The 22,366-nt window shown below is 73.9% G+C and carries 17 protein-coding genes; 8 read left to right on the top strand and 9 right to left on the bottom strand.

What is annotated here, in order from left to right:
- Window positions 1-16 precede the first annotated feature (16 nt).
- A complete protein-coding gene (locus AB0C96_RS33685) occupies window positions 17-1,180 on the top strand; it encodes a hypothetical protein (protein ID WP_362922798.1) in 1,164 nt (387 codons plus the stop codon).
- Window positions 1,181-1,217: 37 nt separating this feature from the next.
- On the opposite strand, the gene AB0C96_RS33680 is transcribed toward AB0C96_RS33685, so the two are convergent.
- From AB0C96_RS33680 to AB0C96_RS33660, 5 genes are all read right to left on the bottom strand, one after another.
- Window positions 1,218-2,762, bottom strand: coding sequence for an NAD(P)/FAD-dependent oxidoreductase (locus AB0C96_RS33680; RefSeq protein WP_362922796.1), 1,545 nt, complete (start codon window positions 2,760-2,762; stop codon window positions 1,218-1,220).
- A 72-nt stretch (window positions 2,763-2,834) separates the two neighbouring features.
- Window positions 2,835-3,470 carry a DUF4126 domain-containing protein gene (locus AB0C96_RS33675; protein WP_362922794.1) on the bottom strand — a complete coding sequence of 212 codons (636 nt, stop codon included), beginning with the start codon at window positions 3,468-3,470 and terminating at the stop codon, window positions 2,835-2,837.
- 388 nt (window positions 3,471-3,858) lie between these two features.
- Window positions 3,859-4,473 carry a TetR/AcrR family transcriptional regulator gene (locus tag AB0C96_RS33670; RefSeq protein WP_362922792.1) on the bottom strand — a complete coding sequence of 205 codons (615 nt, stop codon included), beginning with the start codon at window positions 4,471-4,473 and terminating at the stop codon, window positions 3,859-3,861.
- A 35-nt stretch (window positions 4,474-4,508) separates the two neighbouring features.
- Entirely contained in the window at window positions 4,509-6,716 is a 2,208-nt protein-coding gene (locus AB0C96_RS33665; RefSeq protein WP_362922790.1) for a YhgE/Pip domain-containing protein, read from the bottom strand.
- A complete protein-coding gene (locus tag AB0C96_RS33660; protein ID WP_362922788.1) occupies window positions 6,688-7,710 on the bottom strand; it encodes an ATP-binding cassette domain-containing protein in 1,023 nt (340 codons plus the stop codon). Before AB0C96_RS33660 ends, AB0C96_RS33665 begins: the two co-directional genes overlap by 29 nt.
- Before the next feature lie 270 nt (window positions 7,711-7,980).
- Here AB0C96_RS33660 and AB0C96_RS33655 point away from each other — a divergent pair, with 270 nt between their 5' ends.
- The 3 genes from AB0C96_RS33655 to AB0C96_RS33645 all read left to right on the top strand — a co-directional run bounded on the left by AB0C96_RS33655 (window position 7,981) and on the right by AB0C96_RS33645 (window position 10,282).
- Window positions 7,981-8,466: an SAV_6107 family HEPN domain-containing protein gene (locus tag AB0C96_RS33655; RefSeq protein WP_362922786.1), complete on the top strand. Its 486-nt coding sequence runs from the start codon at window positions 7,981-7,983 to the stop codon at window positions 8,464-8,466.
- A 390-nt stretch (window positions 8,467-8,856) separates the two neighbouring features.
- Complete coding sequence (locus AB0C96_RS33650) at window positions 8,857-9,612, top strand: methyltransferase (protein WP_362922784.1); 756 nt, start codon at window positions 8,857-8,859, stop codon at window positions 9,610-9,612.
- 259 nt (window positions 9,613-9,871) lie between these two features.
- The gene (locus tag AB0C96_RS33645) at window positions 9,872-10,282 is read left to right on the top strand and encodes a DUF3040 domain-containing protein (protein WP_362922782.1); all 411 of its coding nucleotides are present in this window, start codon (window positions 9,872-9,874) and stop codon (window positions 10,280-10,282) included.
- A 284-nt stretch (window positions 10,283-10,566) separates the two neighbouring features.
- On the opposite strand, the gene AB0C96_RS33640 is transcribed toward AB0C96_RS33645, so the two are convergent.
- The 4 genes from AB0C96_RS33640 to AB0C96_RS33625 form a co-directional block, all read right to left on the bottom strand.
- Complete coding sequence (locus AB0C96_RS33640) at window positions 10,567-12,999, bottom strand: DUF3488 and transglutaminase-like domain-containing protein (protein WP_362922780.1); 2,433 nt, start codon at window positions 12,997-12,999, stop codon at window positions 10,567-10,569.
- Between the two features lie 121 nt (window positions 13,000-13,120).
- Window positions 13,121-14,518 carry a DUF58 domain-containing protein gene (locus AB0C96_RS33635; protein ID WP_362922778.1) on the bottom strand — a complete coding sequence of 466 codons (1,398 nt, stop codon included), beginning with the start codon at window positions 14,516-14,518 and terminating at the stop codon, window positions 13,121-13,123.
- Window positions 14,518-15,549 carry a MoxR family ATPase gene (locus AB0C96_RS33630; protein ID WP_362922777.1) on the bottom strand — a complete coding sequence of 344 codons (1,032 nt, stop codon included), beginning with the start codon at window positions 15,547-15,549 and terminating at the stop codon, window positions 14,518-14,520. Before AB0C96_RS33630 ends, AB0C96_RS33635 begins: the two co-directional genes overlap by 1 nt.
- 241 nt (window positions 15,550-15,790) lie before the next feature.
- Window positions 15,791-16,351 (bottom strand): carbonic anhydrase, encoded by a 561-nt coding sequence (locus AB0C96_RS33625; RefSeq protein WP_362922775.1) that lies wholly within the window; start codon window positions 16,349-16,351, stop codon window positions 15,791-15,793.
- 422 nt (window positions 16,352-16,773) lie between these two features.
- Between AB0C96_RS33625 and rsmH the strand changes: the two genes are divergently transcribed.
- The 4 genes from rsmH to AB0C96_RS33605 are packed head-to-tail and all read left to right on the top strand — an operon-like array spanning window position 16,774 to window position 22,293.
- The gene (gene rsmH / locus AB0C96_RS33620) at window positions 16,774-17,751 is read left to right on the top strand and encodes a 16S rRNA (cytosine(1402)-N(4))-methyltransferase RsmH (RefSeq protein WP_362922773.1); all 978 of its coding nucleotides are present in this window, start codon (window positions 16,774-16,776) and stop codon (window positions 17,749-17,751) included.
- Window positions 17,748-18,488: a septum formation initiator family protein gene (locus AB0C96_RS33615; protein WP_362922771.1), complete on the top strand. Its 741-nt coding sequence runs from the start codon at window positions 17,748-17,750 to the stop codon at window positions 18,486-18,488. The genes rsmH and AB0C96_RS33615 overlap by 4 nt, the downstream gene beginning before the upstream one ends.
- A 7-nt stretch (window positions 18,489-18,495) precedes the next feature.
- Entirely contained in the window at window positions 18,496-20,514 is a 2,019-nt protein-coding gene (locus tag AB0C96_RS33610) for a penicillin-binding protein 2 (protein ID WP_362922769.1), read from the top strand.
- Window positions 20,515-20,532: 18 nt separating this feature from the next.
- Entirely contained in the window at window positions 20,533-22,293 is a 1,761-nt protein-coding gene (locus tag AB0C96_RS33605) for a UDP-N-acetylmuramoyl-L-alanyl-D-glutamate--2,6-diaminopimelate ligase (protein WP_362922767.1), read from the top strand.
- The last annotated feature ends 73 nt before the right edge of the window (window positions 22,294-22,366 follow it).

Raw genomic sequence — 22,366 nt, 5'->3', positions numbered from 1 at the left:
CGGAAGAGGGGCGTATATGGGCTGGACGATCCTCTACATCGCGTTCGGCCTGGTCGCCGTGTGGCTGCTGGGCGAGGTACTGCTCCAGTACAAGGCCCGGCTGCGCTGGCGGCTGCTCGCCTTCGCCGGCTTCCTCGGTGTGGTCGTCGGCGTCGTCATCCCCTCGGTGATCGTGATCGGGGTCGGTCTGCTCGCCTTCGCCTTCGGCCAGACCCAGGTGACGCTCTCCTTCAAGCGCGGCTTCACCACCGGCTGGGCCCTGGGCGGCAAACCCGGCGAGAGCCGGCGCCGCCGGGCCCGGCCGTCCGGCCCGCCCGCCACCGAACCCACCCTCCAGGTCTCCGACGTGGAGGCGGTACCGGCCGGTGAGCCGCCCGCCGACCTCCCCGGCCCGGGCATCGGCGCGGGCGGGGGCGGCCCGGAGACCTTCGAGAGCACCGGGGGCTTCCGGAGCGTCGGCGGCTTCCAGAACCAGGACACCTACGCCGGCCAGGGCTCGTACGGCTACCAGACCGGCGACTACGAGCCGGGCGACCCCTACCGCACCCAGGACCCGTACCAGGACCCGCAGGACCAGAGCGTCTTCGCCACCCAGGCCTTTCCCGCACCGTCCTACGACGCGCCACCTACCGCGGACCGGAACGACTACGCACGGGCCGACACCACCGCCGTCTACGCACCGGAACCGCTGCCCGAGGAGACCGGCCAGTACGGCATCTACAGCGCCGACGCCCGCACTCCGCAGGCCGACTACACGGGCTACGACGTCTACGGCAACACTGCCGGCAGCGGCGCCGGCGACGGCAACGGCTATGCGTACGGCGGCAGTTACGGCCAGCCCGCGGCCGGCCAGGACGGCTACGCCGACCCCTACGCGGCGTACGGCGACGGCCAGGGCCAGCAGCAGCCCTACGCCGACCCGTACGCCGGCGCCCAGCAGTACTCCGCCCCGTACGACCCCTACGCGCAGCCGGACCCGTACGCCGCGCCGGCCTACGGCGCGCAGCAGTACGACGGCCAGGGCGGGCCGCTCGGCCAGAGCCCGGGCCAGGGCTACGGGGAGGCCTCGTCCGACGGCGCATGGGTCCCCCAGCAGCGCGACGGTGAACTCCCGCCCGAGCAGCCGCCCTACCCGCCCTACCAGCAACAGGGCTACGACGGACAGCAGTTCCGCTACTGAGTGGGCCCGGGCGCGGCGCCGGGCGCCGCGGCCGCGCTCATGTGGAGCCGTGCCAGTCGTCGCCGTTCACGATCAGCCCCGCGACGAGCGCGCCGGACATCCCGGCATGCGCCAGCCCGCCGCCCGGGTGCGACCAGCCGCCGACCGCATAGAGCCCCGGTATCCGGGTGCGGTTGCCCGGCCGCAGGAACCGGCCGTCCCGGCCCGCCAGCGCCGGACCCGGCACCAACGCGTCGTCCGCGGGCGGTCGCACCTCCCGCCACAACACCCGCTCCGCAAGCCCCGGAACAGCCGCCCCGGCCACCTCGACCAGCCGGTCCGCCTCCGCCTCGGCGGACGCACCGTCCAGCCAGTCGACCGGGCCGTGCGGCGCCACCGCCGCGGTCAGCGTCACGGCCTCGTGGTCGTCGTCGGGCCGGGTGGTGGGATCGTCCGGGCGCAGTACCGTCACCGTCGGCCGCGCACAGGGTGTGCTCCCCCAGCCACCGCTGGGAGGTGCCCCCAGCCCGGGGCCGTCCCCGAACACGCCCACCAGCTCCGCCGCCCGGTCCGCCGCATGGACGACGGTCCGATGCACCGCACCCGGCTCCCGCGCCCCGCGCAGCGCCAGACAGACCGTGAAGCGCGCCGTCGCCCCCACCTCGGGGGCGTCCACCGGCCGTACCTCGTCCGCCCCGTAGGGCTGCCGTCCGTCCAGGAGCGCCGGCAGCCGGGCCGGGGCGATGCCCGCGACCACGAACTCGGCCTCGTGGACCTGCCCGTCGGCCAGTGCGACGCCCGCCGCCCGGCCGTCCTTCTCGACGATCCCGGCCACCTCGGCGCCGAAGGCGAACGTGACCTTCCGCGCCCGGCAGCGCTCGTACAGCGCGTCGGCCAGCGCCCGCATCCCGCCGCGCACATACCAACTGCCGAAGGTCTGCTCCATGTACGGCAGCACCGCGGCGCTCGCCGGGGCGCTGCGCGGGTCGAAGCCGTACGCCAACGCATGGCTCTCCAGCAGCGCCACCAGCCGCGGGTCGACCAGCTCGCGGCGGGCGACCTCGGCGAGCGTCGCGGTCGTCGGCCGCGCGCTCCGGCCGAACAGCCCCCGCCGGCGCACCGCCGGATACGGATCGCGCCCCAGCACCCGCCAGTCCGGCCACAGCGGCTCCTCCAGGAGCGGCCGGCGGGTGGCGTCCCAGGCCTCGCGGGCCCGGACCAGCAGCGCGCTCCAGCGCTCACCGCAACCGGCGCCCAGCGCCTCGTCCAGCGCCCCGTGGACACCGGCGCGCGAGGCGTTCGGCAGCGAGACCGCCGTGCCGTCGGCGAAGACATGACGGCTCGCCGGGTCCACCTGGGACAGCTCGACGCAGCTCTCCAGCGGCTCCCGGCCGGTCTTGACGAACAGATCGCGGTAGACCGCCGGCAGGTGCAACAGCCCCGGGCCGGTGTCGAACGCGAAGCCGTCCCGCGCCAGCCGCCCCACCGCGCCCCCGTGCGTCGCGCCGCGCTCGAACACCGCCACCCGGTGGCCCGCGACGGCCAGCCGGGCAGCGGCCGCCATCGCGCCCATCCCGGCGCCGATCACCGCAATCCGTGCCATGCCTGCGACTTTATCCGGCCGCACTGACAACGCCCGCACGGCCGCTGCCGCCCGCGGACCGGCCCCGTGCGCTCAGCCCCCCGTGCCCTCGGCCCCCGGCGGCACCACGCCGCCCGCCGCGGCCAGCCGCTTCTCCGCCCGCCGCGCCCGCCGGCGCCGCAGGTACCGGCGGATCCGCGACCACAGCACGATCACCAGCGTGAGGCCCGCGGCCAGCAGCGTGCCCGCGATGACCGCCGCGGCCACCGGATGGAAGACGGCGAAGGCGATCAGCCCGGCCACGCCCAGGTCCTCGACCACGCTCAGCACGATGTTGCTGGCCGGCTCCGGCGAGGTGTTCACCGCGATCCGCGTGCCCGCCTTGACCAGGTGGCTCAGCAGCGCCGTGGAACCGCCCACCGCGCCCGCCGCCAGCTCGGGCAGCGAGCCCTGGTGCCCGGCCAGCAGCGCCGCCACCACACCGCCGGCGACCGGCCGGATCACGGTGTGCACGGCGTCCCAGACCGAGTCCACGTACGGGATCTTGTCGGCGACCGCCTCGCACAGGAAGAGCAGACCGGCCACGATCAGCACGTCGGGGCGCTGGAGCGCCGCCGGCACGTCGTCGGTGACGCCGGTCGCGCCGAGCAGACCGAGGAGCAGGACGACGGCGTAGGCGTTGATCCCGCTCGCCCAGCCACTGGTGAAGACCAAGGGAAGTACGGACACGACGGAGATCGTAGGCCGCCCCTGGGGGCCGGTGCTCAGGTTTGAGTATCCGTACTCAGACGCCCAGATGAGTAGGTACGCGGATGGGCCGGCACCCGCCGGGACGGAAGAGTAGGGGCCACGGAAGGGAAGCGGCGCCGCACCGCCGACACGGGGCGGCGGAATGGCGCGGCTCCCGGCCGTGACGGGGGAAGGGAAAACGGGGGAGCACGGGGGCTCCACGGGGGAGCACGGGGGAAGCGCTGCCCTGGTCGGATCGGCGGGGGAACGATCTGTGCCAGGGCGGCGCACTCTTTGGTGCGGGCCCACGGGGGAATCGCGGGTGCGCACCGTACCTGACCAATGCGGTGCGCACTCACTCCCCTCGGACGGCCGAGGCGCCCACCCCCTACGCGGGCGGGCCGCCGACCCGCCCCTGAAGCAGCCGCGACAGCGCCGCGTGCACCTCGTCGATCGACCGGTCGGGCTGGTACGACTGCCAGTCCAGCGCGGCCACCAGCACCATCCCGAACAGCGCCGAGGCGGTCAGCGGGATGTCGATCTCCTCGCTCAGCTCGCCGTCCGCCACCGCCTCCCGCAGCACGTCCTCCACCACCGTGATGGCCCGCTGCCGCACCACCATCAGCGTCGACTGCCAGGCCCGGTTGGTGCGCCACAGCTCGGCGACGTAGAGCTGGGTGAGCGCCGGGTAGCGGGAGATGAAGTCCAGGCCGGCCCGGATCATCGCGTCCAACGCGTCGATGCGGCTGCCGCCCCGCTCCGTCACCTCCTCCGCGGCCGCCTGCAAGGAGGTCGCCAGCAGCTCGATGCCGTGCCGCAGCAACTCCTCGAAGAGGACGTTCTTGCTCGCGAAGTTGTAGTAGACGGTGCCCTTCGCGACGCCCGCCCGCTCGGCGATCTCGTCCACCGTGGTGGAGGAGAAGCCCTGTTCGGCAATGAGCGTGACCGCGGCCTCGAAGAGTTTGCGGCGGGTGGCGTCGCGACGTGTGCTGGAGCTGTCCATGGGGGCGATTCTGCCGGTACCGGCGTTCTCCGCGCTCACAGGCTCAGCTCCGGGTGGAGATCCTTCATCCGCACCACCTGGCGGCCACGCGCCGACAGCGACGTCAGCGCGAGCGCCCCGACCGTGAACGCCACCAGCACCACACTGCCCTGCCACACCGGCGCGAGCTCCCCGCCGGTGATGAGCCGGCGCAGCCCCGCCACGATGTAACTCATCGGCAGATAGGGGTGGATGGCGCCGAAGAAGCCGGGGCTGGTCTGCACCGGGTACGTACCGCCCGCCGAGGTCAGCTGGAGCATCAGCAGCGCCAGCACCAGGATCCGCCCGGCCGGCCCGAACTGTGCGTTCAACCACTGCACGATCGCCGAGAAACAGGCCGTGACCAGCACCAGGAAGCCGAGCGTACCGGCCGCCCGGGCCATCTGAAGGCCCAGCGCGAAGTGCAGCACGGACATCAGGGCCGCGGTCTGCAACACCCCCACGCCGACCACCGGCAACCACCCGGACACCGCCACCCGCCAGGAGGACGCGCCCATCGCCAGCGCCCTCCTGTTCAGCGGCTGGATCAGCATGTACGCCACCATGGCGCCGACCCACAGCGACAGCGGGATGAAGTACGGGGCGAACCCGGTGCCGTAGTTCGGCGCCTTGTGGGCGGAGTCCGAGGCGAGTTGCACCGGGTCGGACATGACCAGGGTGCGCGCGTCGCGGTCCCTCTTGCCGTAGTCGGGGATCTGCTTCACCCCGTCGTGCAGCCCGCCGGCCAGCTTTCGCGAGCCGTCGGAGAGCTTGAACAGCCCGCCGTCCAGGGTCTGCGCGCCGCTCTTCAGCTTGCCCACGCCCGAGTCCAGGTCGCCCATGCCGGAGGCGGCCCGGCCCGTGCCGTCGTGCAGTCGGTGGGCCCCGTCGTCGAGCTTGCCCGCACCGGCGGCCAGTTGGGCGTTCCCGGCGGCCAGCCGGTGGGCGCCCGCGGCCACCTTGTGCGCGCCGTCGTTGAGGTCGTTGATCTTCTTGACCGCGGCGTCCATGTCGGCGCCGAGCGTCGGGCCGTGCTTCGCCAACTCGCTCGCCAGGTCGTGCAGGGTGGCCAGGTCCCGGTCCAGCCGGTCCAGGTTCTTCTGGTCGTGGGCGTACCCGCTGATCTCCTCGGCCTTGTCCGCCGCGGCGGCCGCGTCGTCCTTGAGCTGCTTCAGCTCGTCGCAGGAGGTCTCCAGGGTGATGCCGCTCTCACAGCGCGCGTGGTAGTACCTCGCCAGGTGGTCGGAGATCCCCCGGGAGAGCTTCGCCCCTGTGGAGGCCGCCGCCGGGAGCGCGCCCAGGTGGTCACGGACCGCCTGCGAACCGTCCGCGACGAGCTGCGCCGCCTCGCCGATCTCCTTGCCGTGCGCATGGATGAAGGGCCCCACCTTGCCGGCGATGCCGTTGACGGTGTCGGCCAGCTGCTGGGTGCCGTCGGCCACCTGCCGGGAGCCGTCGGCCAGTTGGCGCGATCCGTCGGCCGCCGTACCGGCTCCCCGCGCCAGGTCGGAGCTGCCTCGGGAGAGCCGCCCGGCGCCCGCGTCGAGGTCGCCCAGGCCGGTGACGAGTCGGCCGCTGCCGTCCTTCGCGGTGCCCAGCCCGTCGGCCAGTTTGCCCGCGCCGTCCTTGGCCCGCCCGATGCCGTCCCTGAGGCGGCCGGCGCCGTCCGCGGCCTCCTGGGTCTTGTCGTGCAGGGTCGAGAACGAGACGAAGATCTTGTCGAAGAAGGTGCGCGAGGCCTTCTTCGAGGCCGCCGCGCGCACCTCGGAGAACACCGTCCGGGAGATCTGCCCGACGATGTAGTTGTTCGCGTCGTTCGTCCGCACCTTGAGGGCGCCGGTCTCCGGGTGGTCACCGGAACTGGAGGCGATCCGCCGGCTGAAGTCCTTCGGGATCGACAATGACAGGTAGTACGTGCCGTCCTCGACGCCCCTGGCGGCCTCCTCGGCGTCCACCGGGCGCCAGTCGAAGGTGTGGCTGTCGGCCAGCCCGTCGACGATGCCGTCGCCCGCCGAGATCCGCTTCCCGTCGACGTCGGCGCCCTTGTCCTCGTTGACCAGCGCCACCGGGATCTTGTCCAGCCGCCCGTACGGGTCCCAGAAGGACCACAGGTACAGCGCGCCGTACAGCAGCGGCAACAGCAGCAGGGCGACCAGCGCCGCGCGCGGCAGCTTCCCCCTCCCGAACCGCTTCAGCTCAAGCGCGGCCAGCTTGGGCGAGCGCATCGGCCGCCCCCTCCTTGTCGTGGTCCCGGTCGTCGTCGCTGTCGTCGGTGCCGGTGTCGTTGCCGTTGCCGTTGCCGTCGTTGGTGTCGGTGTCGGTGTCGGTGTCGGCGTTGGTGGCGTCCGTGGTGGTCGTGGTGTCGGTGTCGGCGTTGGTGGCGTCTGTGGTGGTCGTGGTGTCTGCGTCGGTGGTGGTGGTCGTGTCGTTCGAGGCAGTCGTGGTGGTCGTGTCGTTCGAGGCAGTCGTGGTGGTCGTGGTGGTCGCGGCGTCCGTGGTGGCCTCCTCCGGGCGGTCGCCCGTGCGCACCAGCACCAGGTCCGTGCCGTCCTCGGGTGGCTCGCTGCACACCGCCAGCACCGTCGTGCCGGCCGCCGCGAGGCCGCGCAGCATCGCCCAGGCCGCCGCGCGCTCCTCGTCGGACAGCTTCAGATCGGTGTCGTCGACGGCCAGCAGCCGCGGTCCGCCGATCAGCGCCAGCGCCACGGACAGCCGCAGCGCCTCCAGCCGCTCCAGGTCGCGCACGGAGGTGCGGATCCCCTTGGGCAGCGACTCCAGGTCGAGCCCGGCGGCCTTCAGGGCGCCGTCCACCAGGGCGCGGGCCTCGGCCCGGCGCTCCCGGCGAGGCCGCAGCAGTTCCCGCAGCGAACCGCCGAACCGGCCCTGCAACAGGGCGCGTTCCCGCAGGTGCTCGCCCACGGTCAGCGCGGGATCGAGCTCGGCGACCCCCGGCACGTGCGCGAGCGCGGTGACGGACCGGACCGCGGCCATCTTCTTGGGCAGCGGCAGCCCGCCGACCTCGGCACCGCCCGCGGCGGATTTCATCCGGCCGGTGAGCGCGAGCAGCAGACACGTACGGCCCGAGCCCGAGGGGCCCTGTACGGCGATCAGTGAGCCGGGCCCGGCGGTGATGTCGACGTCCCGGAATGCCCACCCGCGGGGGCCCTTGACCCCGAATCCCACGGCCGAGACCGCCGCCCCGTGCGAGGTGCTGTCCACGATCCCTCCCTGAACTGACTGGTCAGTTCAAAAAGTATGCAGCATCCCACCCCCCGTTCCGCAAGGGCTGGTGGGCAATTCCGCGCCACAGCCACTCCCGACCCGCCCCCAACCCACGCCCAGCCCACTCCCAGCCCACTCCCACAACCGTCCCCAATCCGACGAAAGTGCAGCTCAGGGCCGATTGTCAGTGGTGTACCTCACGATGGGCTCATACGGTCCGAATCAGCATTCGGCCCCGAACCGGCATGCGACGACAGGAGGTTCGTCATGGCAGCTCGTCCCACCGGGGGCAGCTCCGCTGCGTACGGTCCCCCGAGCGATGTCCACCCCGTCCTGCGCAGAGCGACCGCACCACGCGCCGCCCTCGACCTGCTCGCCCAGGCCCAGCAGGGTCTCGACGAAGCACAGACCCTCGACACCCCCAACGAGCAGTTCGCCACGGCCCATCTGGCCGCACTGCGCACCGCCGCCGCCGTCCTCGCCGTCCGCGGCCGGCCGGAGACCACCGTGCGCCGCAGGCAGCGTATCCGCAGCGCCTGGGAGGTCCTCCCCGAGGTCGCCCCCGAACTCGCCGAGTGGAGCGCCCTGTTCGCCGCCGGGGCCGACCGCCGCGCCAAGGCCGAGGCCGGTATGGCCGGTGCGGCCAGCCGCCGCGACGCCGATGATCTCCTGCGCGATGCCGCGATGTTCCTGCGCCTGGTGGAGCGCATGCTGCTCCTCCAGTCGTCACTGCCGCCCCAGCGCGCGGGGTGAACGACCGGACGGGCCGGCCTGCGGTACGACCCCATGGCGCAGATCGGGGGCGCTGAGGACACAGACCTCCGGCCCTGAGAGCACAGACCTGCGGCCTTGAGGGCGCAGAACTGCCGGCCTTGAGGGCGCAGACCTGTGGCCCTGAAGGGGGAGGCGGCGCCCGGCGGGGGAGTGGTGGAGGAGCGGGGTGGGTGGGTTGGGGCGGGGCCCCGGGGGAGGGGAAGGGAGAGGAGCGCGCCTCCCGCCGCGGGAGCCGAGCGCCTCCCGCCAACCCCCCTCACCTGCCCGTCCCACGTCCCTCCCGACGGCGCCGCGATCGGCGGATGGCGTGGGACGGAATAGGGTGGTGGGCAACTGGATGTTCATGCCCCCGCCGAGGAGCCACCCGCCGTGTCTGACCCGCTGCGCCCGCGCGCATCCCTTCGTACCGCCGTGGTCTGGGACGTCCTCAAGGACGCCCTGGAGCGCCGGGTCAAGGCCGCCGGGCGCGACGCCCTGGACGTCCTCGACACCGGCGGCGGCTCCGGCAACTTCGCCGTGCCGGTCGCCCGCCTCGGCCACCGCGTCACGGTCGTCGACCCCAGTCCCAACGCCCTCTTCGCCCTGGAGCGCCGCGCCGCCGAGGCCGGCGTCGCCGACCGGGTGCGCGCCGTCCAGGGCGACGCCCACGGCCTCTTCGACGTCGTCGAGCGCGGCGGCTACGACGCCGTGCTCTGCCACGGCGTGCTGGAGTACGTCGACGACCCGGCCGAGGGCATCCGCAACGCCGTCGACGCGCTGCGCCCGGCCGGCACGCTCAGCCTGCTCGCCGCCGGCCTGGGCGGCGCCGTGCTGGCCCGTGCGCTGGCGGGCCACTTCACCGAGGCCCACCGGGCCCTCACGGACCCCGCCGGACGCTGGGGCGAGGGCGACCCGATGCCCCGCAGGTTCACCGCCGACCAGCTCACCGGCCTGGTCTCCGCCACCGGGCTCCAGGTCGGCGCGGTGCACGGCGTACGGGTCTTCGCCGACCTGGTCCCCGGCGTACTGGTCGACACCGAGCCGGGCGCCATGGACGCGCTGCTGAAACTGGAGGCAGCCGCCGCTGAGCAGCCCGCGTTCCACTCCGTAGCCACTCAGCTGCACGTCCTCGCGGAGCGCGACTGACCCGGCGGCACCCCCCGATCACCGCGTGCAGTCGGCCACAGGCCACCCGATCAGCCCCTTCGCCCCGTATGATCGGGGTACGACGTTCCGGCATGACGGACCGGCGGGTGGGGAATGCAGGCAGCATCACCACCGGCCGTCGCGGCGGCCTGGACAGTGAATTGGCGTCGAGGGGCGGGTTTCACGGGGGCGATTCGCTGCCTATCCTGAAAGGGTCGCACCCCGGTCGCCCCCCGCGACCGACGAGTAGGAGGACTCCGTGCCGCTCTCGGAGCACGAGCAGCGCATGCTCGAGCAAATGGAGCGAGCGCTGTACGCCGAAGATCCCAAGTTCGCGACAGCGCTTGAGGGAAACGGGCTGCGTACGTACACCCGGCGACGGGTCTACCAAGCGGTCGCGGGCTTCCTGGTGGGTATCGCCCTGCTCATGGCCGGTATGGTCGCGCAGCAGATCTGGATCAGCGTGGTGGGCTTCCTCGTCATGCTCGGCTGTGCCGTGCTGGCCGTCACCGGCTGGCGCAAGGCTCCCCGGACCGCTGACCAGCGCGGCGGCGCGGGCTCCGGAGGCACGGGCGCCCCGGCGCGCCGCCAGCCCCGGCAGCGCCGCTCGATGATGAACCGCATCGAGGACCGCTGGCAGCGTCGCAGGGACGAACAACAGGGTCACTGAGACCGGCTCGGCGGCGTTCTTCGCGCCGCACAACCTTCTCCGTGCTGCGGCCGCCCGACAGGATCGGGCGGCCGCAGCACTTTTCTGTACGGGGTGTCCACCCGCACATGGCTCCCTTGCACGGGCTTCCTTTGCACGCGCTTCCACCGCACCCGGTCCCGGCGGGGCACCGTGCCGTCGGGCCCGGTGCCCCCGGCTCCGCACCTGCGTCCGCGCACCGGCTCCGCGGCACCTCCGCACCTGCGTACCGCGCCGCCGGACGCGGCGTGCTCCCGCCGGGCCGGCTACGCCCGTTGCCGGCCCGGCCGGAACGCCGTCACGGTGCGGCGCAGCGCGGCCACCGGGCGGCTCGTACGGCACCTGAGCAGCAGGGACGTCCAGCGGGCGGCGCAGGCCCAGCGCAGGCGGGCCGCGGAGCGCGGGGCGAGCTCGGCGCGCAGCCGTAGCGCCCGGGTCGCGCCGGACCGCAACCCGGCCCGCACCCGCTGTACGTCCGCGGTGAGGCCGGACACCGGCTGGGGCTGCGGGGCGTACAGGACCTGCTCGACCGCGGCCGCGACGCGGTGCGCCGCCGTGGCCGCCTCGGGTTGCAGTTCCCCGATGCGAATGATCCGCGCGGCCGCCTTGCGCGGGGTCAGCGACTCGTCCGGCACCACGCCGAAGTCCCAGGCGGTGTCCAGCAGCTCCTGCCAGGCGGCGAGGATGCTCGCCGCGGCGTCCCGGCCCGGGCCGCCGCTCGCCGCCAGCCGTCGGGCGCGCACCTTCAGCCGCCACAGCAGTGGGACCGCGGGCAGCAGCAGGACCAGCAGCGCGGCCAGCGCGATGCCGGCCACCGCCCACGGTGACGGGCCGCCCTCCGTGGGGTGGGCGCCGGACTCCGCGGGCAGCGTCACACAGGCCGACGAGGATCCGGACGGCTGCTCACCGGGGCCGCAGGAGGGGGCCGCCGACGGGTCGTCCGCGGGGGCCTGGGGCCGGGACGGCTCGGGCGCCGGGCGGCCGGGATCCGTCGTGCCCGGGGTGTCGGGGTAGGCGTAGTCCGGGATGCTGCCCCGGCTCGGGGTGGGCTCGAAGCGGGTCCAGCCGATGCCCTGGAAGTACAGCTCGGGCCAGGCGTGCGCGTCCTTGAGGCTGACCGATGTGGTGCCGTCGGGCTGCTTGATGCCCGGGGTGAATCCGACCGCCACCCGGGCGGGGATGCCCAGGGTCCGGGCCATCGTCGCCATCGAGAACGAGAAGTGGACGCAGAAGCCCTCCTTGTCCTGGAGGAACCGCGCGATCGCCTGGGTACCGCTGCCGGCCCGGACCTGGGTGTTGTAGCGGAAGCCGCCGTAGAGGGCGAACCAGTCCTGGAGCTTGACCGCCTTGGCATAGGCGGTCGGCGCGCCATGGGTGATCTTGCGGGCGGTGGCCTTGACGACCGGCGGCAGCGAGCCCGGGACCTTGGTGTACTCGCGCACCAGGCCCGCGGGCGGCGCCGGGGCGCCGGCCAGCTGCTGGGACGTGGGGCGCACCTGGAGGCTCTCCACCTGGTACTGGAGCCCGCGGGTGTTCTGTCCCCGGTCGCCGACCAGCGTGCGGCCCTGGGGCTCGTAGCGCCAGCGGCCGGAGATGTCCACCCGGGACGCCGGATACGGGAGCGGCAGCCAGTTCTGGGCGTACCACGGCGCGGTGGAGATGGAGGTGTTGATCCGGTTGCGCTCGACCGCGGAGCTCAGGCCGGGCGGCTCCGGCAGCCGCTCCGGGACGTCCGTGACCGTGCGCTCGGACGGCTTCCAGGCCGCGCCGTCGAACTGGTCGAGGGCGACTATCCGCAGATACAGGTCACGGCTGTCGGCGGCCGTGGTGCGGTAGTTGAGGACCTCCTTGTCCTCGGGTTGGTTGAGGCTGTCCTGGAGCGACACCAGCGGGTTCACCGCGGAGATCGTGCCGCCCCCGCCGCCCGGGCCCCCGCCGTTGCCGGAGGGGCCGATCAGCCCGCCGCCCAGGGAGGGCAGCACGGCGGGCACCACCAGTGCGATGCCGAGCGCCAGGGCGCCGATCCTGCGGCCCGTACGGACCGGGGCCAGCGCCGGTCCGGCGGCCCCGGCGGCGAAGCCCGGCCCGCCGCCCGGCCGGTCCGTACCGCCGAACACCCGGCCCCACTGGGAGAGCCGGTCACGGCCCTCCGCCAGCAGGAGCAACAGATAGCCGGCCGCGGCGACCAGGAACCACAGCCAGCCCGCGCCGCCCTGGGACAGCCCCGCCGCCACCGAGTACAGCGCCAGCAGCGGTAGCCCGGCGGGCGCGGCGCTGCGGTACGTGACCGCCAGCGCGTCCACGATCAGGCCGATGACCAGGACGCCGGCGACCAGCAGCAGCCGGATGCCGGGGGTGACCGGGGCGGGGATGGCGTAGCGGCCCACGTCCTGTACGCCGCTCTGCACCAGCCGGCTGAACTCCGCGATCGCGTCCGGGCCCGGCACCAGGCCGAGGATCGCCTCGCCCGGGGTGAAGAGCACGGTCATCAGCGGGACGGCGACCAGGGCCTGGACGGCGACGGTGAGCGGTCTGGCGAGCGGCACCCGACGGGCCAGCGCGCCCACGCCGGTCACGATCGCCAGCAGGACCGCCACCTGGAAGATCCAGTTGATCGGGTCCACCAGCGGCAGCAGCGCGCAGGCGGCGCACAGGGTGGCCACCACGGCACACAGCGCCAGTCGCGCCCGACCACTCATGCCGCCACCTCGCCGCGCTCCGTCAGGGCCGACGCCCCGCTGCGCGCCGGACCGTCCCCGAACGCCGGACCGTCCCCGTACGTCCACGTCCCGCGGCTGCCCACCACGCCCATGCTCCCCTTCACAACCGTCCCCCGGCCACCGTCTCCGGACCGGCGCCCGGGCTCCCGCTCCGCTCCGCCGGCCGCTCGGCCGCGGCCCCCGAGCGGTCCGCCGCCGCCCGCCACAGGTCGGCCAGGGCGTCGCCGGGCCGCACCGGCACGGCCGTCCAGCCCGCCCGGCGCAGCAGCCGCAGCCGCTCGGCCATCGGGACCTGCCCGGTGGCGAACCTGATGCCGCCGGGGCCCCGGCTCCAGGCGTCGCCGTCCAGGACGAAGGCGATCGCCGCGCCGCTGCGCCGGCGCATCTGCCCGGCGACCGCGGCCTGTGCCTCGTCCAGATCGCCGAAGATGGCCACCAGCAGCCCTTCGCCACCGGCGCGCAGCACGTCGTACGCGGCCGAGAGTCCGGCCTCCTCGGAGTGCTCCACGACGGCGAGGGTGTCCAGCACCAGCCCCACGGCGTCGGCGGACTCCGTGCCGCCCGCGAAGCTGCCGGCGCCGTCCGGGCCCGGCACGGAGCTGCCGGTGTCGGTCAGCAGGCGGACCGAGAAGCCCCGCTCCAGTAGGTGCACCGCGGTCGAGGCGGCCGCCGACACCGCCCATTCGAAGGCCGAGTCGGGCCCGCTCCCGGAGTGGGCGACGTCGCGGGTGTCGAGCAGGACCGTGCACCGCGCCTTCTGCGGCTGCTCCTCCCGGCGGACCATCAGTTCGCCGTAGCGCGCCGTGGACCGCCAGTGGACCCGGCGGAGATCGTCGCCGTGCCGGTAGCCGCGCGGGATGAGGTCGTCCTCGCCGGCCAGCGCCAGCGAGCGCTGCCGTCCGTCGCCGTACCCCGCGGCCTCGCCCGCCAGCCGGACCGCCGGGAGCGGTTCGACCCGCGGTACCACCGTCAGGGTGTCGAACGCGCTGAAGGAACGGGTCAGTTCGCACATTCCGAACGGGTCGGAGAGCCGCAGCTGGAGCGGGCCCAGCGGATAGCGGCCGCGCAGGTCGGAGCGGACGCGGTAGGAGACCTCGCGGCGGCCGCCGGCCTCCACCCGGTCCAGGACGAAGCGTGGCCGGGGCCCGAGGACGTACGGCACGCGGTCCTGGAGCATCAGCACGCCCGTGGGCAGCCGGGAGACGTTCTCCATCCGCAGCAGGACCCGGGATTCCGCGGCCGCGGGGACCCGGGCGGGGGAGAGCGTACGGCTACCGGCGACGCGGTAACGGGTGCGGTGCAGGACCAGGACGCACACCAGCGGCAGCGCGGCGAGCAGCAGCCCGACCCGCAGCAGATCCGTCTGCCCGAGCACGTACGAGCACGCCGCGGCGGCCATCCCGGCCGCCAGGAACGACCTGCCGCGCGTCGTCAGTCCCCCGAGGGCCGCCCGCAGTCCGCCCCGCTCCGGCGTGCCCTCGCTCCCCCCGTCGGCCATCACAGCCCCCGTACGCCGGGCGGCTGCCGGCCGTGCGTGCGCCACGGCTGCGGGTCGGGGATCCTCGGCCCGTCCGAGACCGGGACGCGCTGGAGGATCTCCAGCACGATCTGCTCGGCGGTACGGCGGTTCAACTGCGCCTGGGCGGTGGGCAGCAGACGGTGCGCGAGCACCGCCACCGCCAGCGACTGCACATCGTCCGGCAGGGCGTACTCCCGCCCCAGGAGCGCGGCGGAGGCCTTGGCGGCGCGCAGCAGATGCAGGGTCGCCCGCGGGGAGGCGCCCAGCCGGAGCTCGGGGTGGCTGCGGGTGGCGGTCACCAGGTCGACCGCGTACCGGCGCACCGGCTCGGCGACGTGGACCTCGCGCACCGCGTCGATCAGCTTCAGGATCTCGTGGGCGTGCGCCACCGGCTGGAGGTCGTCGAGCGGGGAGGCGCCGCCGTGCACGTCCAGCATCTGGAGCTCGGCCGACGGGCTGGGGTAGCCGATCGACACCCGTGCCATGAAGCGGTCCCGCTGCGCCTCGGGGAGCGGATAGGTGCCCTCCATCTCCACCGGGTTCTGGGTGGCGACGACCATGAAGGGACTGGGCAGTTCGTAGGTCTGCCCGTCCATGGTGACCTGACGCTCCTCCATGGACTCCAGGAGCGCGGACTGGGTCTTGGGCGAGGCGCGGTTGATCTCGTCGCCGATGACGATCTGGGAGAAGATCGCGCCCGGCTTGAACTCGAAGTCCCGCTGCTGCTGGTCGAAGATGCTGACGCCGGTGATGTCGGACGGCAGCAGGTCGGGCGTGAACTGGATGCGCCGCACCGAGCAGTCGATGGAGCGGGCCAGCGCCTTGGCGAGCATGGTCTTGCCGACGCCGGGTACGTCCTCGATGAGCAGGTGCCCCTCGGCCAGCAGGACGGTCAGCGCGAGCCGTACGACCTCCGGCTTGCCCTCGATCACGCTCTCCACCGACCGGTGCACCCGCTCCGCGGTGGTGGTCAGATCGTTGAGGCTCGCTCGTTCGTCATACGTCGTCACTCGGCCCTCCTCGGCCCTGTGCTGCGGGCCGATGCCCCCTGTGCGGACCCGGCCCCTCCCCGAAAGCGCGTCGTGCCCGGCCACGGTCAGGACGACGTCACCTACGCATTCTTGCCGCCCGCGAGGCTTCGCGTCATGGGCTGTGGATAACTCGCCACGTTATGCGCCGATCTTCCCGGCGAACCCGACGAAGCCGGCGTTCCGGGTCGTCCCGGAACACCGGCCGGACCGGCCCCGCCGGTCAGGACTGCGGGTCGATCTCCCGCAGCAGGCCCGTCTTGACGTCGAACACAAAGCCGCGGACGTCGTCGGTGTGCGGCAGGAAGGGCGAGGTGCGCACCCGCTGCATGGACTGCCGGACGTCCTCGTCGAGGTCCTTGAACGCCTCGACGGCCCAGGTCGGGCGCTGGCCGACCTCGGCCGCCAGCTCGTGGCGGAAGTCCTCGGTCAGGCTGAGCAGACCGCATCCGGTGTGGTGGATGAGGACGACGGAACGGGTGCCGAGTGCGCGCTGGCTGATCGTCAGGGAGCGGATGATGTCGTCGGTGACCACACCCCCGGCGTTGCGGATGGTGTGGCAGTCGCCGAGTTCGAGGCCGAGGGCGGCATGCAGGTCGAGGCGGGCGTCCATACAGGCCACGACGGCGACCTTGAGGACCGGCCGGGCGTCCATGCCGGGGTCGGTGAAGGCGGCGGCATAGCGCCGGTTCGCCTCGACGAGGCGGTCGGTGACCGTGCCACCGGTAGGGACGGCGGCGCTGTCGGCGGACGGGGGCAGCGGCTGCGACGCAGGTATGGGCATGCATTCACGGTAATCGTCATGGCCTCTTTCAGCCGCATGAGAGGCCGGGCATAGGGGGCAACGTCACTCCTTGTGAGGTATTGCACAGGCCGCCCGTGCCCCGCCGTACGGGTGAGAAGCCGGTCTCCGAGGCCTCCGGAAAGCCGTCGCGGGACGCGCGCGACCAGTTGATTGACCGGGGCAGCCGGTGGACTAAAGTGGCGCGAAGTGGGAGGCGTGACGCTCTCCTTGGATACCGAACTCCTCGCGTGCGCGAAGCGCACGTACGGCTCGGCCTCCTCCCGCTCCCTTGGGTCTCCGACGGCACTTCCCCGTCGCCGGAGGGCCACTTCCCCTTCAGAGCGGGCGGGGACCCAGCGGTACGTGCGGCGTCCCCCAGCCAGCGGCCGGGGACCCCCCTGCCGTCCACCATCGGAAGGCGCATGAGCAGCAACACCCGCCACGTACCCGTCATGCTCCAGCAGTGTCTGGACATGCTCGCCCCCGCGCTCACCGAGCCCGGTGCGGTCGTCGTCGACTGCACGCTCGGCCTCGGTGGCCACAGCGAGGCGCTGCTCTCCACGTTCCCGTCGGTCCGGCTGGTCGCGCTCGACCGCGACCCGGCCGCGCTGAAGCTCGCGGGGGAGCGGCTCGCGCCGTACGGCGAGCGCGCCACCCTGGTGCACGCCGTCTACGACGAGCTCCCCGAGGTCCTCGACCGGCTGGGCATCCCGCGGGTCCAGGGCGTGCTGTTCGACCTCGGGGTCTCCTCCATGCAGCTCGACGAGGCCGACCGCGGCTTCGCGTACGCCCAGGACGCCCCGCTGGACATGCGGATGGACCAGACGACCGGCATCAGCGCGGCCGAGGTCCTCAACACCTACCCGCCCGGTGAGCTGGTCCGGATCCTGCGCTCCTACGGGGAGGAGAAGCAGGCCAAGCGGATCGTTGCGGCCGTGGTGCGCGAGCGCGCCAAGGAGCCGTTCACGAACAGCGCCCGCCTCGTGGAGCTGATCCGGGACGCGCTGCCGCAGGCCGCCAAGCGCACCGGCGGCAACCCCGCCAAGCGCACGTTCCAGGCCCTGCGCATCGAGGTCAACGGGGAGCTGGCGAGCGTGGAGCGCGCCATCCCGGCCGCCGTCGACGCGCTTGCGGTGGGCGGCCGGATCGCCGTGCTCGCCTACCACTCGCTGGAGGACCGCCTGGTCAAGCAGGTCTTCGCGGCCGGCGCGAGCAGCACGGCGCCGCCCGGGCTGCCGGTCGTGCCCGAGCGCTACCAGCCCCGCCTGAAGCTGCTGACCCGTGGCGCCGAGCTGCCCACGGAGGAGGAGATCGCCGAGAACCGCCGCGCCGCCCCCGCCCGGCTGCGCGGCGCCGAGCGCATCCGCGCCAAGGTCGAGAACGCCGTGGACACCGCGTGAGAGGCCAGGGGCGGCGCCCGCGCGGCAGGCAGAAACGACTCTCCGGGCTGTTTCCCTCCCCCGCCGCCCCCGGCACCGCGGCGCGCACCCCCTTCGTCCTCCTCGTCGTCGTCCTGCTCGGCTCCGGACTGATCAGCCTGCTGTTGCTCAACTCCGCCCTCAACCAAGGGTCGTTCGAGCTCAGCACGCTGGAGAAGAAGACCGACGAGCTGACGGAGGAGCAGCAGGCGTTGCAGCAGGAGGTGGACGCCTACTCCGCACCCGGTGCGCTGGAGCGCCGGGCCCGCGAGCTGGGGATGGTCCCCGGTGGCTCCCCGGCGTTCCTGCTCCCCGACGGGCGGGTGCTCGGCAAGCCGGGCGTGGCCACGTCGCAGGGGGCACCGCTGAGCACCGCCGTCAAACCGTCGGCGTCCGCCCTCCTGGGCCTGACCGCACTGACCTCGCCCTCCGGGCCACCGGTCGCGCTGAGCGCTCCCGCCGGTCCGCCGGCCGCAGCGCTCCTCGCGCCGTCCGCCCGGCCGCCGGCACCGCCCGCGTCCGCCGCGCCGGACCCGCAGGGCCCACCCGCCCCGTCGGACCCGCACCACCGTCCCGCCCCACCGGCCCCCACCACCGACCAGGGCACCGGCGCCGCCCCCGCCCCCCTGGCTCCCACCGCACCGCGCGCCCCGTCGGAAACCAGCGCCCCCGCGCCCCCCTCGGCGCCCGCCCCCGCCCCGACGACCTCCGGCAGGTGACCGCGGTATGACCGACCCAAGGGACCCCCGCCGGGTACCGCGCCCCGCCAGGCGCACCGGCCAGGCCCCGCCCCGCAGCGGCCGCCCGGCCGCCGCCAAGCGCCCCGCGCCCCGGCAGGGCACCGCCCGGCCCGCCGCCCGCCGTCCCGCCCAGGGCTCGGCCCGCCCGCAGCGCCCCCGCTCCGGACCCCCGGCGCTCCGGCTCGGCAGCCCGCGCCCCCGGCTGCGGCTGGTCGCCCTCGGACTGACGCTGATCATGCTGGTCTTCGTCGTACGCCTCTTCCAGGTGCAGGCGGTGGACGCCGGGGCGTACGCGGCCAAGGCCAACGAGAACCGGTATGTGCCGGTCACGCTGGCCGCCGAGCGCGGTGCGATCACCGACCGCAACGGCGTGGACCTGGCCACCACCGTGGACGCCTACGACATCACCGCCGACCCGAGCCTGCTGGCGCCCGAGAAGACCAAGATCCGCGACGCCCCGCGGCGGGCCGCCGCGCTGCTCGCGCCGATCCTCCAGGCGGACGAGGCCACCCTGGCCCGGAAGCTCGACCAGCCCACGGTGCGCTACGTCCTGCTCGCCCGGCAGCAGACCCCGCAGGTCTGGAAGCGGATCAAGGACCTCCGCAAGACCCTCGACGCCCGGGCCGCCGCCGCCCCCAAGAGCGCGCCCCGCCCCGACGTCCTGGTCGGGATCTTCGCCGACAAGCACAGCAAGCGCATCTACCCCAACAAGAACCTCGCCTCCGGCGTCCTGGGCTTCGTCAACGGCGCGGGCAAGGGCCGCGGCGGTCTGGAGGCGCTGCTGAACAGGCAGCTCGCGGGCAAGGACGGCAAGCTCGTCTACGCCCAGTCCGGCGGCCGGCGGGTGCCCACCGCCGACACCCACGAGTTCCCCGCGGTCCCCGGCACCGACGTCGAGCTGACCCTCGACCGCGACATCCAGTGGGCGGCCCAGCAGGCCATCACCAAGCAGGTCGCCAAATCCGGGGCCGACCGCGGCTACGTCGTCGTCCAGGACACCCGCACCGGCGAGATCCTGGCGCTGGCCAACGCGCCGGCGTTCGACCCCAACGACATCTCCCGGGCCGACCCGGAGACGCTGGGCAACCCGGCGCTGTCCGACGCGTACGAGCCGGGGTCCACCAGCAAGCTGATGTCGATGGCCGCGGTCCTGGAGGAGGGCGTGGCCACGCCGGCCACCCGGGTCACCGTGCCCAACCGCCTGCACCGCGGGGACCGGCTCTTCGCGGACGACGTCGACCACAAGACCTGGCACCTGACGCTCAACGGCGTGCTCGCCAAGTCCAGCAACATCGGCACCATCCTCGCCACCGGCCAGCTCGGCCCGACCCAGCCCAAGGCCAACCAGGTCCTCTACTCCTACCTGCGCAGATTCGGCATCGGCCGGCCGACCGGACTGGGCTTCCCCGGGGAGACCGCCGGCATCCTGGCCACACCGCAGCACTGGAACACCTCGCAGCAGTACACGATCCCGTTCGGCCAAGGCCTGTCCCTCAACGCCGTACAGGCCGCCTCCGTCTACTCCACGATCGCCAACGGCGGCGAGCGCATCACCCCCACCCTGGTCCGCGGCACCACCGGCCCCGACGGCCACTACGTCGCGGCGCCCCGGCCCGACCGGCAGCGCGTGGTCAGCACCGCGACCGCGCGCACGCTGGCCACCATGCTGGAGTCGGTGGTCGACGACGAGGAGGGCACCGGTGCGAAGGCGAAGATCGACGGCTACCGGGTCGGCGGCAAGACCGGCACCTCCAACCGGGTGGACCCCAAGACCGGCAGGTACCACGGCTACACCGCCTCCTTCGCCGGCTTCGCGCCCGCCGACCGGCCCCGGATCACGGTCTACTGCGCCGTGCAGAATCCCACCAGGGGCAGCTACTTCGGCGGCCAGGTCTGCGGCCCGATCTACCAGCAGGTCATGGCGTTCGCGCTGAAGACCCTCCAGGTACCGCCGACCGGCGCCAAGCCCCCGCGGCTGCCGGTCACCTTCACGCCAGGCCAATGAAATCGAGGCAAATCCGCCGTGACGACCATCACCCCCGACGGCCCCCCGGAACCGCGCGACCGCACCTCCCCACGGCCCTCACTTCGCCCCGGGACCGATCGGACCGGTACGCTCACCGCCGTGTCACACGCTGATCAGTCCCCGAAAGCCCAGCACGCTGAGCAGGGTGGCCCCGGCAAATACCCCGGAGCGCCGCGCCCTGAGCAGGTCCGCCCCACCCCCCTGGCGGACCTCGCCGAGCAGCTGGGCACCCCGGCCCTCGCAGCACCCCCTGCGGATGTCGCCGAGGTGTCCGTCACCGGCATCACCCACGACTCCCGGGCCGTCCGGCCCGGTGACGTCTACGCCGCGCTGCCCGGCGCCCGTCTGCACGGCGCCGACTTCGTCGCCCAGGCCGCCGACCTCGGCGCCGCGGCGATCCTGACCGACCCCTCGGGCGCCGAGCGGGCCGCCGCGACCGGCCTGCCGGTCCTGGTCGTCGAGAACCCGCGGGCACGGATGGGCGCCCTGGCCGTCTCGATCTACGGCGCACCCGGTGAGGACCTGCTCCAGATCGGCATCACCGGCACCTCCGGCAAGACCACCACCGCCTACCTCATCGAGGGCGGACTGCGCGCCGCCGCGGCCCGGCGACCCGACGGGGGCCTGACGGGCCTGATCGGCACGGTCGAGACCCGCATCGGCGACGAGCGCATCAAGTCCGAGCGCACCACCCCCGAGGCCACCGACCTCCAGGCGCTGTTCGCGGTGATGCGCGAGCGCGGCGTCCGCGCCCTCGCCATGGAGGTCTCCAGCCACGCCTTGGTCCTGGGCCGGGTCGACGGCTGCGTCTTCGACGTCGCGATCTTCAACAACCTCAGCCCGGAGCACATGGAGTTCCACTCCGGCATGGAGGACTACTTCCAGGCCAAGTCGCAGCTGTTCACCAAGGCCCGCAGCCGGGCCGGCGTGGTGAACCTCGACGACGAGTACGGGCGGCGGCTGGCCGCGGGCGAGTCCGAGGTCCCGGTGACCACCTTCTCCGCCGAGGGCCACCCGGACGCGGACTGGCGCGCCGCCGACGTCGAGGTCGGTGCGCTCGGCTCGACCTTCACCGTGCACGGTCCGGAGGGCCAGACCCTGCGCGCCGCATCCCCGATCGCCGGCCCGTTCAACGTCGCCAACGCGCTGGCCGCGATCGTCTCGCTGGTCGTCGCCGGCGTCGACCCGCAGACCGCGGCCGACGGCGTCGCCGCGGTGCCCGGAGTGCCCGGCCGGCTGGAGCGCGTCGACGCCGGCCAGCCGTACCTCGCGGTGGTCGACTACGCCCACAAGACCGACGCCGTCGAGTCGGTCCTGCGCGCCCTGCGCAAGGTCACCGACGGCAAGCTGCACGCCGTGCTCGGCTGCGGCGGCGACCGCGACCCGCACAAGCGCGCCCCCATGGGCGCCGCGGTCGCCCGCCTCGCCGACACGGCCATCCTGACCTCCGACAACCCGCGCACCGAGGACCCGCTCGCGATCCTCGCCACCATGCTGGCGGGCGCCGCGGAGGTGCCGATCCACGAGCGCGGCACGGTGCTCGTCGAGGAGGAGCGGGCCGCCGCCATCGCGGCCGCCGTCGCCCGCGCCCGGCCCGGCGACACCGTGATCGTCGCGGGCAAGGGCCACGAGCAGGGTCAGGACATCGCCGGAGTGGTCCGCCCCTTCGACGACCGCCAGGTGCTGCGCGAGGCGATCGAGTCCGCCATGGCAGCGCAGCAGTCGCAGCAGTCACCGCAGCCGAACCACCAGGGATGACACACCGCCATGCGCGCTCAATCCTTCCGCCCGCCCGTCGCCCACCACCCTCCGGTGGAAGCCCTTCGGGCCC

Source organism: Streptomyces sp. NPDC048506 (assembly GCF_040651315.1).
Classification (GTDB): domain Bacteria; phylum Actinomycetota; class Actinomycetes; order Streptomycetales; family Streptomycetaceae; genus Streptomyces.
Note: the sequence above shows the minus strand (reverse complement) of the source record. Positions and strands in the feature narration are given on the sequence as shown.

What these genes read in the sequence shown, in the direction of transcription:
- AB0C96_RS33685 (WP_362922798.1), top strand. Translation starts at nt 17, where the DNA reads ATGGGCTGGACGATCCTCTACATCGCGTTCGGCCTGGTCGCCGTGTGG.
- AB0C96_RS33680 (WP_362922796.1), bottom strand. Translation starts at nt 2,762, where the DNA reads ATGGCACGGATTGCGGTGATCGGCGCCGGGATGGGCGCGATGGCGGCC.
- AB0C96_RS33670 (WP_362922792.1), bottom strand. Translation starts at nt 4,473, where the DNA reads ATGGACAGCTCCAGCACACGTCGCGACGCCACCCGCCGCAAACTCTTC.
- AB0C96_RS33665 (WP_362922790.1), bottom strand. Translation starts at nt 6,716, where the DNA reads ATGCGCTCGCCCAAGCTGGCCGCGCTTGAGCTGAAGCGGTTCGGGAGG.
- AB0C96_RS33655 (WP_362922786.1), top strand. Translation starts at nt 7,981, where the DNA reads ATGGCAGCTCGTCCCACCGGGGGCAGCTCCGCTGCGTACGGTCCCCCG.
- AB0C96_RS33640 (WP_362922780.1), bottom strand. Translation starts at nt 12,999, where the DNA reads ATGAGTGGTCGGGCGCGACTGGCGCTGTGTGCCGTGGTGGCCACCCTG.
- AB0C96_RS33635 (WP_362922778.1), bottom strand. Translation starts at nt 14,518, where the DNA reads ATGGCCGACGGGGGGAGCGAGGGCACGCCGGAGCGGGGCGGACTGCGG.
- AB0C96_RS33625 (WP_362922775.1), bottom strand. Translation starts at nt 16,351, where the DNA reads ATGCCCATACCTGCGTCGCAGCCGCTGCCCCCGTCCGCCGACAGCGCC.
- rsmH (WP_362922773.1), top strand. Translation starts at nt 16,774, where the DNA reads ATGAGCAGCAACACCCGCCACGTACCCGTCATGCTCCAGCAGTGTCTG.
- AB0C96_RS33610 (WP_362922769.1), top strand. Translation starts at nt 18,496, where the DNA reads ATGACCGACCCAAGGGACCCCCGCCGGGTACCGCGCCCCGCCAGGCGC.